This window comes from Hymenobacter sp. 102 (assembly GCF_049949205.1).
In the GTDB taxonomy this organism is placed as follows: Bacteria; Bacteroidota; Bacteroidia; order Cytophagales; family Hymenobacteraceae; genus Hymenobacter.
Genome location: NZ_CP188172.1, coordinates 4924297 through 4938122, shown reverse-complemented (window position 1 = coordinate 4938122; position 13826 = coordinate 4924297). Strand labels below are relative to the sequence as shown.

The 13826-nt window shown below is 59.2% G+C and carries 15 protein-coding genes; 4 read left to right on the top strand and 11 right to left on the bottom strand.

Going from position 1 to position 13826, the window contains the following annotated elements; translation table 11 throughout:
- The first annotated feature begins 568 nt into the window (after positions 1–568).
- Positions 569–1585, top strand: coding sequence for a hypothetical protein (locus ACN19L_RS21450; protein ID WP_426491429.1), 1017 nt, complete (start codon positions 569–571; stop codon positions 1583–1585).
- Positions 1573–2415 (top strand): agmatine deiminase family protein, encoded by an 843-nt coding sequence (locus ACN19L_RS21445; protein WP_426491428.1) that lies wholly within the window; start codon positions 1573–1575, stop codon positions 2413–2415. The genes ACN19L_RS21450 and ACN19L_RS21445 overlap by 13 nt, the downstream gene beginning before the upstream one ends.
- A 30-nt stretch (positions 2416–2445) precedes the next feature.
- Here ACN19L_RS21445 and ACN19L_RS21440 read toward each other — a convergent pair whose 3' ends face one another.
- The 11 genes from ACN19L_RS21440 to ACN19L_RS21390 all read right to left on the bottom strand — a co-directional run bounded on the left by ACN19L_RS21440 (position 2446) and on the right by ACN19L_RS21390 (position 11679).
- A complete protein-coding gene (locus ACN19L_RS21440; protein WP_426491427.1) occupies positions 2446–2760 on the bottom strand; it encodes a hypothetical protein in 315 nt (104 codons plus the stop codon).
- A gap of 192 nt (positions 2761–2952) precedes the next feature.
- The gene (locus tag ACN19L_RS21435; protein ID WP_426491426.1) at positions 2953–3297 is read right to left on the bottom strand and encodes a hypothetical protein; all 345 of its coding nucleotides are present in this window, start codon (positions 3295–3297) and stop codon (positions 2953–2955) included.
- Positions 3298–3305: 8 nt separating this feature from the next.
- Positions 3306–3758: a hypothetical protein gene (locus tag ACN19L_RS21430; protein WP_426491425.1), complete on the bottom strand. Its 453-nt coding sequence runs from the start codon at positions 3756–3758 to the stop codon at positions 3306–3308.
- 60 nt (positions 3759–3818) lie between these two features.
- Positions 3819–4094 (bottom strand): hypothetical protein, encoded by a 276-nt coding sequence (locus ACN19L_RS21425; protein ID WP_426491424.1) that lies wholly within the window; start codon positions 4092–4094, stop codon positions 3819–3821.
- A 115-nt stretch (positions 4095–4209) separates the two neighbouring features.
- A complete protein-coding gene (locus ACN19L_RS21420) occupies positions 4210–5241 on the bottom strand; it encodes a hypothetical protein (protein WP_426491423.1) in 1032 nt (343 codons plus the stop codon).
- A gap of 523 nt (positions 5242–5764) precedes the next feature.
- Positions 5765–5980, bottom strand: a complete 216-nt coding sequence (locus tag ACN19L_RS21415) for a hypothetical protein (protein ID WP_426491422.1) — start codon at positions 5978–5980, stop codon at positions 5765–5767.
- Positions 5981–5998: 18 nt separating this feature from the next.
- On the bottom strand, positions 5999–7408 hold the full coding sequence (locus tag ACN19L_RS21410) for a Fic/DOC family protein (RefSeq protein WP_426491421.1): 1410 nt from the start codon (positions 7406–7408) through the stop codon (positions 5999–6001).
- On the bottom strand, positions 7408–7677 hold the full coding sequence (locus ACN19L_RS21405; RefSeq protein ID WP_426491420.1) for an antitoxin VbhA family protein: 270 nt from the start codon (positions 7675–7677) through the stop codon (positions 7408–7410). Before ACN19L_RS21405 ends, ACN19L_RS21410 begins: the two co-directional genes overlap by 1 nt.
- 47 nt (positions 7678–7724) lie before the next feature.
- Positions 7725–10073, bottom strand: a complete 2349-nt coding sequence (locus ACN19L_RS21400; RefSeq protein WP_426491419.1) for a TraM recognition domain-containing protein — start codon at positions 10071–10073, stop codon at positions 7725–7727.
- Between the two features lie 53 nt (positions 10074–10126).
- Complete coding sequence (locus ACN19L_RS21395) at positions 10127–11146, bottom strand: DUF5712 family protein (protein WP_426491418.1); 1020 nt, start codon at positions 11144–11146, stop codon at positions 10127–10129.
- Between the two features lie 14 nt (positions 11147–11160).
- A complete protein-coding gene (locus ACN19L_RS21390; RefSeq protein WP_426491417.1) occupies positions 11161–11679 on the bottom strand; it encodes a BfmA/BtgA family mobilization protein in 519 nt (172 codons plus the stop codon).
- Between the two features lie 783 nt (positions 11680–12462).
- On the opposite strand from ACN19L_RS21390, the gene ACN19L_RS21385 reads away from it, so the two are divergent.
- Both ACN19L_RS21385 and ACN19L_RS21380 read left to right on the top strand, forming a co-directional pair.
- Positions 12463–13242, top strand: coding sequence for a ParA family protein (locus tag ACN19L_RS21385; protein WP_426491416.1), 780 nt, complete (start codon positions 12463–12465; stop codon positions 13240–13242).
- Positions 13242–13775, top strand: a complete 534-nt coding sequence (locus ACN19L_RS21380; RefSeq protein WP_426491415.1) for a hypothetical protein — start codon at positions 13242–13244, stop codon at positions 13773–13775. Before ACN19L_RS21385 ends, ACN19L_RS21380 begins: the two co-directional genes overlap by 1 nt.
- The last annotated feature ends 51 nt before the right edge of the window (positions 13776–13826 follow it).

Below are 13826 nucleotides of genomic sequence, written 5' to 3'. Positions count from 1 at the left end.
AGAGCATAGGCGGTCCACGCGGCTAGCCAACAGTATTGCATCTGCTTCGCTTTGGCTCAAGTCAATAGCCCTTAAATAACATGAGTCCTGACCCCTATAAGCAGAGCTTAACCGATGCCGCTGCCAGGCTGATATATATTCGGGAGCTACTATTCGACGCCACTTTTCAGGTCGCCATCACCAATGAATTGAGAGACTGGTCGGATACCGTAGAGGAGGGAGAGGTACACTCCATCTCGAAAGAGCTATTGGAAAGCTGCAGCGACACGAATGTTCAACTGCTGACTAAGCTGCTTACCAGCGTGGAGAGGACCTGCGACTCACTCCTTAATCTCAATAGCCTGGAGTTAGAAGAAGACCCTGACTAAGGATGCGCTAGCAGTCCTCTGAGAGTTGGCGCAAGCAAAATCGGCAGTATAAATCATTGCTATTGCAGCAATTATAAATTTTATAATTGCTACTAAAACAACTACTTAGCTCATTTTTAAAATGCTCGTAATTCGCTAGGAGCGGATGTATTCGCGGTGTAATGTTGTGGCATCTATTACCAATCAGCCCAGTATTACGCATGCTCTCTTCCCATCAAATCGAGACTTTAAAAGCCGGCAAAGCGGCCCAGCTACCGGCCAGCCGTGTCATCACCGAGGCGGCATTGCCTTCATCGACCTATACCTACTTTCTGTATGACGAGTGCTGGCTCACGGACCAGGCCTCGCTGCCCGAGCTGCTTGAAGGCCTGCGCGTAGCGGGGTCACCTGAGCTGGGAGGATTCATCTGTCACTACTATCATACTGCACTGGCGGGGCGGCTGCCGCAAACCCGCTACCTCATCGAGCAGAAAGTACCTTTTGCCGCTGAGTTCAGCGAATACCTGTTGGCCGCCGACCGCCGCAACTACAGCCGGCCGAAGGAATGGCTTCAGTACCTGACGCAGCAGATTCACGAGGCGCAGCCCGAAGACATCGACTACTTCTTCACGGAGATAGCCGCCACGCTTCAGCATCGCTTGGTGGTGCGGACAGAAACCAAAATCTTCCGCATCACGGAGCTTGAGTTTTACTATCACAGCCGAAACCACCCCGACCCCTACGTACACAGAGACGCGGAACAGCTAAAGCCTTTGCACTGGTATTTCAACAAGGCTACCAGCCTAGACCTTACGTTTGGCGACCGGGACAGCAACAGCTTTGGTGGCATTCTGCTGCGGGGGCTTCAATTGCTGAGCACTGCCCCTACCGACGAGGTAACGCCCTCCTACCCCTACATCATGGGCCCGCAGCTCCTGACCAGAGCGCTGGTAGCCAGCTGGGGCAGCGCGCTGAACGGCGCGACGTACCTTTCCCTGGAAGAGAGTTCTACCCCGACGGAAGCACCGCCCACAGCCTGGCGCACGGCCCGCGTAGGGCTAACCTTTCGGCCTGATGAGGAAGACACAGCGCTTCCCTACGTGACGCGGCCTTACCGCTTCCTGGCCGACGAAGGCTACTTATCCCGCCTCAAGAACAAGGAAAGCATCTGCAAGCAGCAGCGCATGGATGCTGATACGGTTCGCCGCATCCTGGGCTATAAGCCATGCTGGCTATGATTGCGGCCAGCCCGGTTGCCCGCTTCTACCTGGCCGACACCCTCACCCAGCGGCACCCCGCTACCGCGACGGCCCTTACTGATGCGCTGCTTAAAAGTGGGGCGACAGTCGCTACCCTGCCCGGAACCCGGGATATCTGGGCCCGGGATTTTATGCCCGTGCCTACCGCCCGCGGACGCCTGATGCAGTTTCGCTATTTCCCGGACTACTTGCGCCCTAAGCGGTGGCATACGACCATCACCGACGGCGCTGCAGTAGCAAACCGGCTGGGCCTACCGCTCCAGCGGAGCCCGCTCATAGTCGACGGCGGCAACGTGGTCAGCCGGTTCGGCCGGGTACTTATGTCGGACAAAGTGCTACGCGAGAATCCCATGGTGCCCCGCTCCCGGCTGCTGCGCATGCTGGCTGATGCCTTGGAAGTAGACCGGATTGACTTGGTACCGGCTCACCCCGACGACTTCACCGGCCATGCTGACGGGTTGGTGCAGCTGCTCGATGAGCGAACGGCCCTGGTAAATGACTACCGCCGGCATGAGCCCGTCATCTGGCAACGCCTGCTAAAGGCCCTGCGACGCGCTGGCTTCGACTGTGTACCCTTGCCCTACAATCCCTACCAGAATACCGATTACACATCGGCAGTGGGCGAGTATATCAACTATCTGAGTGTGGGGAAGACACTAATTATTCCCGTCTACCACCAAGCAGAGGATGAGCTAGTCCTGCGCCGCCTGCACGAACTCTACCCCGACTTTGAAATAATTCCGCTCGATGGCAGAGCGGTGGCCAAGCAAGGGGGCGTGTTTCACTGCGTGACGTGGAATACGGATTGAGAAAGCCCTAGCCCTTTAGCTGCGAAGGCGCTAGCTTTTGGCAGGCAATACGCCCCCGGCCTTCAACTCATCCCGGGTGTAGTTTATTGGTCCTGTGGTTGGTTTTGCCGGGCGCGTATGCGGGGGGAGCGTATCGTCTTCTTTGGTGGCCAGGAAATAGAATACCTGCGGCTCGTGGTACGTGTAAGGCTTAATTCGCCCTGCACGGATACCGTTCTCTATCCCATTCAGATAGTTTTTCAGGCGAGTAGCTTGGTCCTCAGTCAACTCAAATGAGTTGGGATAGACAGCTTGGTTGAGTTTCTGTAGCGTGAGTACCGGGTCCACGTTAGATAAAACGTGCACGATGCTATAGATTCTCTGCATTTCACTGTTACCCGCCCGAAAGCAGTAGTATCGGTCACGGCTAAGCAGGTTTTCCTTGGCCGGCCTGGAGTGGATAAGCTGCTTTTCGATTAAATGCGCCGTTTCACTGGCGGGAAGTGTAATCACGGATGGCTCGTAGCTGGGCATAGCTTGTTTCTGCGACTGGCTGAATCAGGATTTTGAAGCCTTTTTGGACGGCTTTTTCTTAGCTGCAGCAGATTGGGATGGCTCCTCGCTTGCATCCTCACTTGGCTCCGCCGGCCGGTTCTGATACTCGTCGCGAATGAGGTCGATAAGCTGCTGCTCGGGCACTCTTAGCAGCGCAGCCAGCGCCAGCAGTTCCTTTATGGTCAGGGTTTCGGGCTCCTTGATGCGGCGCTGGGCCGTGCGGTGGTTGATATCCAAGCCCTCCGTGAGCTGCATAATCTTGGTACCGGTCTGCCGCAGCAGTTCGGCGAGGGTGCTGGCCGTGACGGTGGCAGCCTGCGCCTGGATGGAGATGAGGTGACGTGTCATGGGCAAGGCTACTTTCTGCTGGTAAGGGGGAGCAAAGGATTTTTAATGGCGCGGAATGAGCGTTGGGGCGGCTCGCCGGCCCGCACCTGGGCTAGCAACTCTTCTACCTGCTCCAGTTCGAGTAGCTCGCGCATAGGGCCGATAAAGGTGAACCCTCCGAATATGCTCTCGTCGCCGTGCACGAATCGCAGCAGATAGTAGCGGTCGTCATACGGCGCAGCGTATCGCACCAGCATTACCAGCGCCGGCGGAGCAATGGCGTACTGCTCACAGAGCTTACCGGCCAGGTCCACAACGCCCAACGCAATACGGTCCCAGAAGAACTGGGGCAGGTCAAGGGCGATGGCCCACCCGTGGGCCGGGTGAACCAGTACCTCACACCGGGCGGACTGGGCCTGGTCATCAAAGAAGTAGAATGGTTCGGCTTGTTGAATACCGGGGATGCGAAGCAGGCTTTCCAATAGTAGAGGGTCAGGAATGGTAATTCAGGTACTAGGTTCGGCTTACGTACAGGCGCGTTGTTAGTGGCAGCAGCGCGGGAAACTTGAACGGCTGCCCCGCGACGCTTCTTCACGGAGCAGCATCGCATCCTCCCACCGCTCGCTTTCCACTAGCGCCAGCACAGCCCACCGGCAGACCTGCCGGGCATCCGACGCGGCGGCCATCAGCTGGCCCGCCTTCTGCCGGCGCTCAATAGAAAAGGCCGGGTGGTTGAGAACGAGTGCCAGCCAGGCCCGGGCTTTTTCCAGTGGTAGCGGGTCAGCCGTAAAGTGGTCGATAGGAACGGAAACAGCCATAGCTATTCTATGCACAATGTACGAAGTATAATTGCACTTACTGCGAAGCCAGTGGGAAGCGGCCTATTTGCAAAACATCCCGGTCGGCCACTGGCCAACCGGGATGCTGCGGGCATTACCTCATCATCTCAGACCGCATGAGCAGGACCGGACCGGCCACCACATCCACGGGGGAGTACTGGTCAAGCGGATAGGTTTCGTACCACAGGGCCGTGGCCAGCGGGTTGATGGGGCGCTCCTTGAATTTGCCCTCGTCGTCGAAGACCAGAATCCAGTCCTGGTAAGCTCCGTGCTGGGGATGATGCACGTCGATGTAGTCGCATCCCAAAGCCGCATACAGCTGCGCCAGCTTGAACGTCCGGCCCTTCACGGGTCGCACCTCCTGGATACTGCCGTCGACTCCCAACAGCATGGCCGCCCCCTCGGCCGGGAGCATGGCGCGATACTGGCGGGCGAAGTAGTCGCCCAGGGCCTTCACGCTGGCCAGCCGCTGCCCGTCCGCGAGTTGAAAAGGGCCATGCTCGTAGGCATGGGTTAGAAACCTCTTGCCGGTGGTACCGCACAGCGCCACGATGCGCGATTGGTCAGGCTGCCCCACCTGCACCTGCACAAACAGGCGCGGCGGCAAGGGCTTCCAGAACGGCTGCCCCTGTTCGTCACCGGCCAATATCTGGCTGCTGTGCAGGCTGAACAGCAACGGCTCAGCCGCCACGGCTGCCGCCGGTGGTGTGGGCTCGTCGTCCACCCCAAACAGCAATGCCTCCGCCACTGCCCCGGAACCATCCTTGAGCTGGTAGTGCCAAGCTCCCTGCACAAAGTCGCGGGCCGCTACCGTCAGCGGCTGCTCTACCCCAAAAAGGCGCACGGTCTGCCCGGGATTAAAGCGCGCCGGTGCGGTTCCGGCCGGTACAGGGTGAGTTAGGCCTTTCACCCAGCGTAGGCCCTGTGGGCCACGAAACCGCACCTGCTGGCCCGCCGCCACCGAAGCCGCCTCGGCCCTGTCGTCAGTGCGGTTAAGGTAGCCGCTCAACTCTACGCGGCAATAGGCTGCTGCCTCAGCAATGGTAGCGAACAGCGCCGCCGGGAAGCTGTCCCCGTACTGGCGGAGAACTTCAAATTGATAGCTGGCAAGATGGGGGTTTTTCATGCTTTAAAGGGCGTTTAGAGTGGTTATTGATTCTAAATGGTCAACATTCGCCCTTTGCCCTTAGTTGCATTTTATACAATTTTTATTAGCACTTTATGCTAATATTTCTTGTCTTGTGGTGTATCTGATTGCCATGCAAAAACTCAAAAGCCTTTTCGGCCGCGTGACCGAAAAGGCTTTTGGTAGCTCTGTGCTACAGGAAGGGCTTCTACCGCGCTAAGACGTGGCTGGGGCTAAGATGCTGATGAGCCGCTCAATGGGGATTCCGGGAGTGAAGGGGTGCGTGTTACCCCACGCGTGGGCTTTGATACGGCGCACGTCTTCGTCAGAGAGGCCCACATGGCCAAGCTCGGTTTGCCCCCTGAATACATGGCAATGATTGCCGAACATATTCAGGGTGAAAGTAACGGGAACGTGTTCGTCTAGTAGGTGCAGAAGCGGGTAGTATGCGGTTGACATGGCAACAGAGTGAAGAGGTACACCTAGAATTTACAACATAAATGTCATACTTCCTCTGCTTCCCTTAGTTCTCCTGACCTTTCGGCTTGGTCGGCGTCCAGTCCATCCACTTCCGCTCGGTTTGGCAGTGGGTGCATTGCATCAGCAACTCCGTTCCTACGAGGTAAACTTCCAGCACTTCCAAGTGGGCGTGCAGCGTATCCTCTCCGCACGTCACGCAAGCCAGTAGCTCGGTGCCGGCCAGCTGCTCTTCCAGAAAGTGTAGTTCGTCGTCCTGCATAGCAGCAAGGTACGAGGCTTACCGTTCGATGCCACCGCTGCTGCGACCAATGCCGGAACTGCCGCGCTCCTGTGGCGGGACAGTGGTCAGTACCTGGGCGGAGCTGCGCAAGTCTTCCAGATGCTTGCTGGTGCCCAGCCCCGGCAGCTTCTCGGCCGCGTCGAGCGACCGGCGGAAGCTCTCCGCGTTGGGGCCGACAATTACCGGGTTACGAGCCACGTCCTTCGCCACCTCGCGCAGGCCGGCCCCAGCGGCAGCCTGGCCGTGGGCTTCCAGCGCCTTGGCCACCTCGCGGGCGGCAGTAGCAAACACGGGCTGGGCCTCGGCGTGTGTCTTGGGGGCGGCAAGCACCGGCTGGCCGCTACTCCTTGCCGCCGAAGCCGCAGGCTGCCGCTGTGCTGGCGGCGCTACCAACTCTTTGCCTTCGGCAAGCTGCAGCACCTGCACCGAAGCGGCTTTCAGGCGCTGGGCGTCGGCCAGGTCGAGCGGGGTATCCTTCATGGCCGGGTGCTTGAGAATCTTATCCGCCGCCTGCTGAAACTCGGTGATGCTTTTGCCCTGGATAGCCTTGGAGTCCAGGTTCACGGCCTCCACCTGCTGCCCCAGCCGGATGCCCTGCTCCCGGTTGCCGGGTCCGGGCATGTTGGCCACTACGCTGGCCACGCGGTAGCCGGTCACCTCCAACTCACGCCGGGCATCCATTGCCTTCATGGCCGGGCTCAGCTCCGGGGTGGGCGTCACGGCCTGGCGGGGGTCGCGCAGCTCCTCCCCTATCGCCCCCGGGGTTGGGGTAATAATTTTCTGAAACATCTCTTTCAGCGGCTGCAGATTCTTCGCCGCCTCGGCGGGCGGGTACTGCCGCACGATGGCCAGGTCGCGGCTGCGGTTTAGAATCTCCGGGCTGGCCCGGTTAAAGTCCACGTCGTAGCCGGCTTCCTTGCCCAGCTGGGTGAAGGTGGCCTGGATGGTGCGGCCGTTGCCGTCCCGGAAAGCGTGGGCATGGTTGTACTGGTCGAGGTAGTAGGCGGCCCGCTCGGCAAACTTCTCGTCCGAGAGGCCTTTCAGGTTGTTCTCGCGGTTAAGCTGCGCCCCGATAGCATCCAGCCGCTCAGGTATTTCCTTGTGGGGCGCGTAAGTCATGGTTTCGCGGAAGCCAGTGACGCGGGTATCCTTATGGCCCTGAAACCCGCGGTCGGCCCGGGTCTCGCCGGCCCACTGGTACACGCCGCTGAATAGCCGCTCGTGCACCTGCTTCAGGTGGGCCTGGTCGTACTTCCCGCCCTGAATGCCGCCCTGCGTGTTGAGCAGCTTCAGGCGGGGAATGGAGGAATCAGACTCGGCCTGCGCCAAATCCTCCTTGTTGGTAATTCCGAGCTTGTTCAGCCGCACGCCGTTCTCGTCGCTGAACCGGTCATTGAGCACCGCCATTACTGCGCCGGGCTGGTGGGCGTGCCGGCTCCGGGCTTGGCCGCGTAGCGGGCCCTGAGCATCTCGTCGGTTAGCTCAATCACCTGCTCAATGGTCAGCTCGCCGTCGACGTGGCGCTGCATCAGGGCCAGAGCCTCCGGGCTGGGCGCGGGGCCGTTGCTCATCATCGTGGCAATGGCGTTGTTGCTGTCGTGCTCGCGCTGCTGGCGGGCGGCTAGCTCTTCGGCAATGAGGCCGGCCGGGGCGGGCGCAAAAAAGGTCTTGCTCATGGCTTTTCGGAAATAGAAGGTGGTACTAGTAGAACGCTAAAACGGCCCTATTTGTCACTTTTAAGCGGTTTTATGCCTCTGTTTTTGTCCCTACTGCTAAGGTGTTTACATGCTTGGCCAAGGTTTCTTTCACCTCCTGGCGCACCCGCAGAAAGTTCTCCTGCACCGCGCGAAAGGGCGCTGGCCGGGTCTTCCCCCGGGCCGCCGAAGCTCACCATCTGGTGCAGGGGAAACCGCTCGGGCGTAACGTCGGCCCGGGCAATGGTGCCCTGGAAAAAGGTGCTGCCGGTTTCCACTGTCTGGCCGATAAACTCGCCCTGCTGCAGGCCGATGGTATCCTGCACCCGCACCAGGCTGCGCTCCTGGTAGCTCGTGCTCTGGTTAGTGGAGTTGTTGCGCGCCCCGCTGCCCTGGCTGGTGCCGGTGCTTGTGCTTACCATCTGCTTGTCCTCGCGGCCCACCAGCTCAGAAATGAACTTGGCCGTTTCCAGCGAGTTCACCTTGCCGAAAAACTGGTTGTTGAGGTTGCTCACCATCACCTGCATTTTCTCCTTGCCGTAGGCGTCCGTCATCTGGCTCAGGTCCTGGGTCATGTACACCATCGCCACCTTGTTGCTGCGGGCCGTGGCCGGAATCACCTCCAGCCCCGGCACGTAGAGCGTCGCGGCCTCATCGAGAAACACGTAGCTGCGGTGCTTATTCTGCTGATTCATTAGCTTGAGCGCCACGGTAATCACGCAGCTGACCACCGGCGAAAACGTATCCTTCAGCGTCGGGTCGTTGCCGATGCACAGCAGCTTGGGCCGCTGCTTGTCGTTCAGGTCGAGCGAAAAGCCCTCGCCGTTTGCCTCGTCCGGGGTCAGCACCCACACCACCTCGGGGCTGTTTATCTTGGTCAGGTTCACCTGCAGCGTGCCCAGCACCGCGCCCACCTGCTTGTCGGCGCGGGTCTGCACCGCCGAGATAAGGCTTCGGGCCTGGTCGCCGCACTCCAAATCAGTTTCCAGCATACTCAGGACGTGGGTGTAGTCCTTGTACATGGCCGTGGCCACCACGTGCGGAATGGTGCAGTACTGCGGGTAATGCTTCTTGTAAAACCAGATGATACCGGTCAGATACGCCACGGAGCTGGTATCGAAGAACTCCATCTTGCGGATGCTCGACGGGTTCAGGTTGTTGATGATGGCCTTGCTGTACTCCTCGGCGAAGGCCACCACTGGCATATCCGCCGGTCGCAGCGGGTTTACCCGCTCGCTGCGCGTCAGGTCCCGGAAGTTGATGATGTGCAGCTGCACGGGCGGCTCCGCCGCCGGCTGCGGCTCGGCCTTGCTGAACAGACCTGTCAGCCTGGTCTGCAGCCGGCCCTGGAAGCTGGCCGCGTAGCTGGTGGCTTGCTGCTGCTCGCGCTCCTTGCGGCGCTCGGCCAGTACCAGGGCTTTCTGCATCGCCTCGGCCAGCACCGGAAACTTGAAGTCGTACACCAGCCCGGCGAAGTTCTGGTAGGCAAACTGTTCAATCAGCGGCTCTCCTATCGAGTAGGTCTTGCCCGCGCCCGCGCCGCCCAGCACCAGCGTGCCCCGGTACGGGTTGGCCACGGTAATCCAGCCCCCGTCCGCCGTGGGGAAGTGCACGGCATCCGGGCTTTTCACCTTTCGGCGCTCGGTGCTCAGCCCGAAAGCCGGCTTTTTAGTCATGGCCCACAGCAGCCCCACTACTCCCCCACTGCCCAGCACGGCCACGGCGGCTCCCGGATAGCCAAACTCGATAAAGCCCGGTGAGTAGCGGTGCATGTTCAGCAGGGTATAGCCCGCTGCCAGGAACAAGGCCCCGCACAGGCCCGCCACGACGCGCAGGGCCTGCCGGTTGATGACGTTGCGCCTGCCCTGCCCGGGCTTCGCCTGCGGGGCTTTCTGCACGAATACGAGTACCAGCCCGGCCAGCAGCAGCAGCGCCCGCAGGTACACCCCAGCCGCTCCGTAGAAGCGGGCAGCTTTTACCAGCAGCTTGCTGCCCATACCGCTGCCGGCTTTGGCCAGCGCGTCGGTCCCGCCTTTGGTCTTAGTAAGCGCTTGGTCGGTGGAGTGCGTTATGGCCACCGCGCCGCTAGCTGCCCCCTCCCCTACCACCGGGCGGGCAGCGGCTTCGGCCTTGGCAATGCGTGCCTGGCGCTGCCGCTCGGCAATGCGCGCCGTGGTAGCCGCCAGCCGCTCTTTGGGCGTCAGGCTGTCCGCTGGTATGCCGGCCGCCTGAATGAACTGCGCCCGGCGGGCCTCGGCAATTTCGGGGCCGTGCAGGAGCACGTAGTAGTCGCCGCCGATAATGGCCAGCAGCAGCAGGACAACAAAGAGGCCCGCGCCCTGGGTACCGGCCGCCGGCCGGGGTGCTTGACTGGTCATAGGCTTGAAAGCTGATTTAGGTGGGTAGGATGATGACGGGGCGAGTGGGCACGCTACATTTCAATATCCAGCTCCGCGCTGTTGCGCCCCCTTTTCTCGCTGAGGTGCTCGGTCTTTTCCTCGCGGCCCGTGTTGGAGCGCACCGCCTGCTGCACGGCGTGGAGCATGGTACTGGCCGCGTGCTGCGGTGCCGGCTGCTCGCGGCCCGTGCTCAGCAGATGATAGGCGTTATCAATGGGCTGGCCCTGCTGCGCCCGCCGCTCGACGGTAGCCAGGGAGCGGTAAAACGTCTTGTCGTACTCGCGGCCCTGGGCAATCTGCTGGACCCGCTGCGGGTCCAGTCGCTCTTCCTTCAGCACGCGCAGGTTGAGGGCGGCCACCCGCTCCCCAATCCTGACTGCCCGGCCGGCATCCCGGCTACCATCGCGCTGCTTGGGTCGTAGCTTTTCGTGCGCCTGGGCCGTGTAGCCAAACTGCTTTTCAAACTGCCGCCCGGCCGCCGCCTGCCACTGCATCAGGTCGAAGCGGCTGCGGCGTCCGCCGGGGTTGAGCGTGATTCTCTGCTGCGCGTCGCGGGCACTCACGATGACGTGAATATGCGTCTGCAGGCCCGGCCGCTGCTCGCCCATCTTGGCCTGACCAATACTCACCTCCGGGTCGGTGCCCCGGTAGCTGCGCTGCTGGTGCAGCGTGGCTCCCCACACCAGGTCCTGGCTGCCTAGCTCCCGTCCATCCTTCAGCTTGAAGTTGGCGGCGTACTGCGCCATCACCTGCCGGGTATAGTTTTTCAGCTTGGCCTCGTCGTTGCCAATATGCGTCAACTCAGCCTCGCTGGGGCTAATCACCAGGGAATAGAATTTGGCCTCGCCGGCCCGCAGTCCCTTCACGTTAGAATCGATATTCTGCCCCACCTCGGCCGCGCTGAGGTCGTCGCGTTTAGCCCCGAAAAACGTGGCTTCCTCTCCATCGCGTCCGGCTTCCTGCTTCAGATAATTGAGCGTTTGCGCGCTGCTTCCGCTGTTGCTGTAAGCCGCTTTTCCGTGCGTCGCGGGGTTGATTAGCTTGATATACATCGGTGGCTGTGTGCTTAATTCTTGACTGCTTTTGCCACTGTATCGCCATCATTTATTCTGCCTGCGCCCGCTTGTTGAGCGGCAGCTATTGCCTCTTTTGCCTGCCGCTCAATCATGTCTTCGTTCTGCGCCCGCAACTGCTTTAAGCCTTCCCGCTGCTCGTTTAGCTGCGCCTCATTAAGGCTGCTCAGCTGCTGCGTCAGGTTATTTACCAGGATTTCATTCATGCGCAGCACGCGCTCCAGCGTCACCCGGCTACGAAGCATTTCCTCCAGCATTGGTACCAGCAGACTACGCTCCTGCTCCTGCAGATACCCAAATACCCGGTCCCCGAGCTTCTTTACCTGCTGCATAATCAGCTGGCCTTCGCGGGCCACATCCTCCACCGGGTGTAGTCCGCGCTCCGCGAAGTAGCGCACGGCCGCTCCGGTGTAGTCGGCCTGGCTTATCTGCAGCCGCTTAGCCTCTTTGCTCAGCAGAAAATGAGTAGCCGCAGGTACGTTGACGCTCTTCGTAGCGGGGTTGGTTGGCATAGGTAGAATCAATCTTCTGCCCGCCCTCTCTAGGTTATTTTTAACCTACAAATCAGCTAGTTATCTTAACAAACCTGCAAATTTAAGCTCTGCTTAAATACAAGTCTCACGCTTACAGGTGCTTAGCACCCTGTATGTGATACTCTTCTTGCTAAGACTACATACACTACATCCAAGAGGGTTTTCAGAATTATTTGAGAACTATTTCAGAATCACGGATACGTATTACGAGCGGCATTGGGTTAGCCTTTATTTATCGTTACCCCGACCTGATTTTGTGTCTGGGTACTGGTTATAGTTGCTATCCTTTCCCACTCTCATTATCTCAGAAAGGCCTTTTAAGATTTATTACTACTTTACAACATTACTACTTTACGACTTTAACCCATGTATAATAACTGTTATCGTCATCAAGCTCAGCCTTGCCTACCAGCACCCATATTACCACTTTACTACATTACTACTTTACTACGTTTATGAAGTACCCCCGCCCGAATTTTTACTACTTTACTACAATGCAACTTTACTACTCACAAGGTACATCAAAGCACCGCTTCTTTATTTTTGATATTTTACGACATTGCAACTTTACCACAAAGTAACTTTACTACTTGTAGTAAATAATACTTTGCAATTTGTTGCTTTTACTACTTAGTCATTTTACTACTACACAACTTTGCGACAAAGCTACTTTACTACTTTGCGACATTTCCGCTTACATTTGCTTTCCCCGGGCCTGACCATCTGGGGCATCAGCGCTAGCTTACCTTAATCAGTAACCCCATGTCAAAAGTCATCAGCTTTGCTACCCAAAAGGGGGGCTCGGGCAAGTCAACCCTGGCCCTCGTCCTCGCGGCTCCTCTGGCTATCGAGTACGGACTGAAAATCGCCATCCTGGATTGTGACTACCAGCAGAGCATCGTCAAAACCCGCAAGCAGCTGGACGAGCCCAGCCTGGCTATCCTGCGTGAGTCAGACCCTGCGGCAGATTACCCCTACGACGTGTTTCCCATGTCGCTGAAGAGCATCTTTGATTTCATCGACAATCCGGAAAACGACTACGACCTTATCATCATCGACATTCCCGGCCGGGCCGACGGGGAAGACGTTTTCAACGCCCTCACGGGCTGCGACGCGGTAATAGTGCCGCTGGTATCGGATTACCTGGACCGCGCCTCCACGGCCGAGTTTATGGGCATCCTCGAAGCGCTGAAAAAGGCGGCCGACAAGGCCGAGGTGGATTTCCAGTATTTCGGCTTGGCCACGAAGCGCATCAGCGGCCGACGGGAGGAAAAGGAGATGGACGACTACATTGACGAGCTGGGCCTCTCGCGCTTCCAGTCCTATCTGAGCCACCGCATGGTGTACAGCCGCGCCTCCACGCTGCACAGCCTGCTGACCCCGGCCTACCGCAACTACGCCGGGGGCACCAAAGATAGCTCAGAGGAAATCCGGCGCGTATGCGAAGAGCTGATAGAAAAGCTGGACTTGCCCCGGCGCAAAGCCGACGTCGAAGCTGAGCTGGAAGAAACGACCGATACCACCCCAACCGAAATCAAGTAATGGCAAAGTCTCCCTTTGTAAAAGCGAAAATTGAAGGCCCCCGGAAGCGTATTCCGGTTGATGAGACCTTGCGCGCCGAAGCCCGCGCCGGGATGGGAGGGGAGCAAACCCGCCTGGAAGCCGAAGGCAAGGCAACTACCCCAGCGGCGGCTGCCCCTGCAGAAGCGGTAACGGCCCCAGTAGCGCTCGCGCCTGTGCCAACGCCCGAGCCGGTAGCAGCAGTTGAGCCAGCACCAGAGCCCGCGCCGTCTGCTGAGCAGCCGGTGGCGGAAGCCGCAGCTGCTTCCGTGCCAGCGGCCCCGGTTGAGCGCCGACCCCGTGGCCGCAAGCCGGCAGCAGCGGGACCGGAGCCAACGGGTGAGTTGAAAGGGGTGCGGATTGCGGAATCTGTGTGGTCGGAGATTCGCAGGATTATCGTTCAGCTTCCTAAAGGGCCGGATATGCCGACAAATATCATCGGCTACCTGCACGCGGCCCACCGGCACTACGAGGCGCACCTGCGCAAGCAGGGCAAGCTCCCCCCAGTCAATTAGCGCGCTTGGCAGGACTGGTTAAGAGTGACTAGCCGGTTCGGGCGTCGACAT

Excerpts from the sequence above, each read along its gene's own strand:
- ACN19L_RS21400 (WP_426491419.1), bottom strand. The coding sequence starts at position 10,073 with ATGACCAGTCAAGCACCCCGGCCGGCGGCCGGTACCCAGGGCGCGGGC.
- ACN19L_RS21425 (WP_426491424.1), bottom strand. The coding sequence starts at position 4,094 with ATGGCTGTTTCCGTTCCTATCGACCACTTTACGGCTGACCCGCTACCA.
- ACN19L_RS21410 (WP_426491421.1), bottom strand. The coding sequence starts at position 7,408 with ATGGCGGTGCTCAATGACCGGTTCAGCGACGAGAACGGCGTGCGGCTG.
- ACN19L_RS21435 (WP_426491426.1), bottom strand. The coding sequence starts at position 3,297 with ATGACACGTCACCTCATCTCCATCCAGGCGCAGGCTGCCACCGTCACG.
- ACN19L_RS21390 (WP_426491417.1), bottom strand. The coding sequence starts at position 11,679 with ATGCCAACCAACCCCGCTACGAAGAGCGTCAACGTACCTGCGGCTACT.
- ACN19L_RS21420 (WP_426491423.1), bottom strand. The coding sequence starts at position 5,241 with ATGAAAAACCCCCATCTTGCCAGCTATCAATTTGAAGTTCTCCGCCAG.
- ACN19L_RS21380 (WP_426491415.1), top strand. The coding sequence starts at position 13,242 with ATGGCAAAGTCTCCCTTTGTAAAAGCGAAAATTGAAGGCCCCCGGAAG.
- ACN19L_RS21395 (WP_426491418.1), bottom strand. The coding sequence starts at position 11,146 with ATGTATATCAAGCTAATCAACCCCGCGACGCACGGAAAAGCGGCTTAC.
- ACN19L_RS21415 (WP_426491422.1), bottom strand. The coding sequence starts at position 5,980 with ATGCAGGACGACGAACTACACTTTCTGGAAGAGCAGCTGGCCGGCACC.
- ACN19L_RS21405 (WP_426491420.1), bottom strand. The coding sequence starts at position 7,677 with ATGAGCAAGACCTTTTTTGCGCCCGCCCCGGCCGGCCTCATTGCCGAA.
- ACN19L_RS21385 (WP_426491416.1), top strand. The coding sequence starts at position 12,463 with ATGTCAAAAGTCATCAGCTTTGCTACCCAAAAGGGGGGCTCGGGCAAG.
- ACN19L_RS21450 (WP_426491429.1), top strand. The coding sequence starts at position 569 with ATGCTCTCTTCCCATCAAATCGAGACTTTAAAAGCCGGCAAAGCGGCC.
- ACN19L_RS21445 (WP_426491428.1), top strand. The coding sequence starts at position 1,573 with ATGCTGGCTATGATTGCGGCCAGCCCGGTTGCCCGCTTCTACCTGGCC.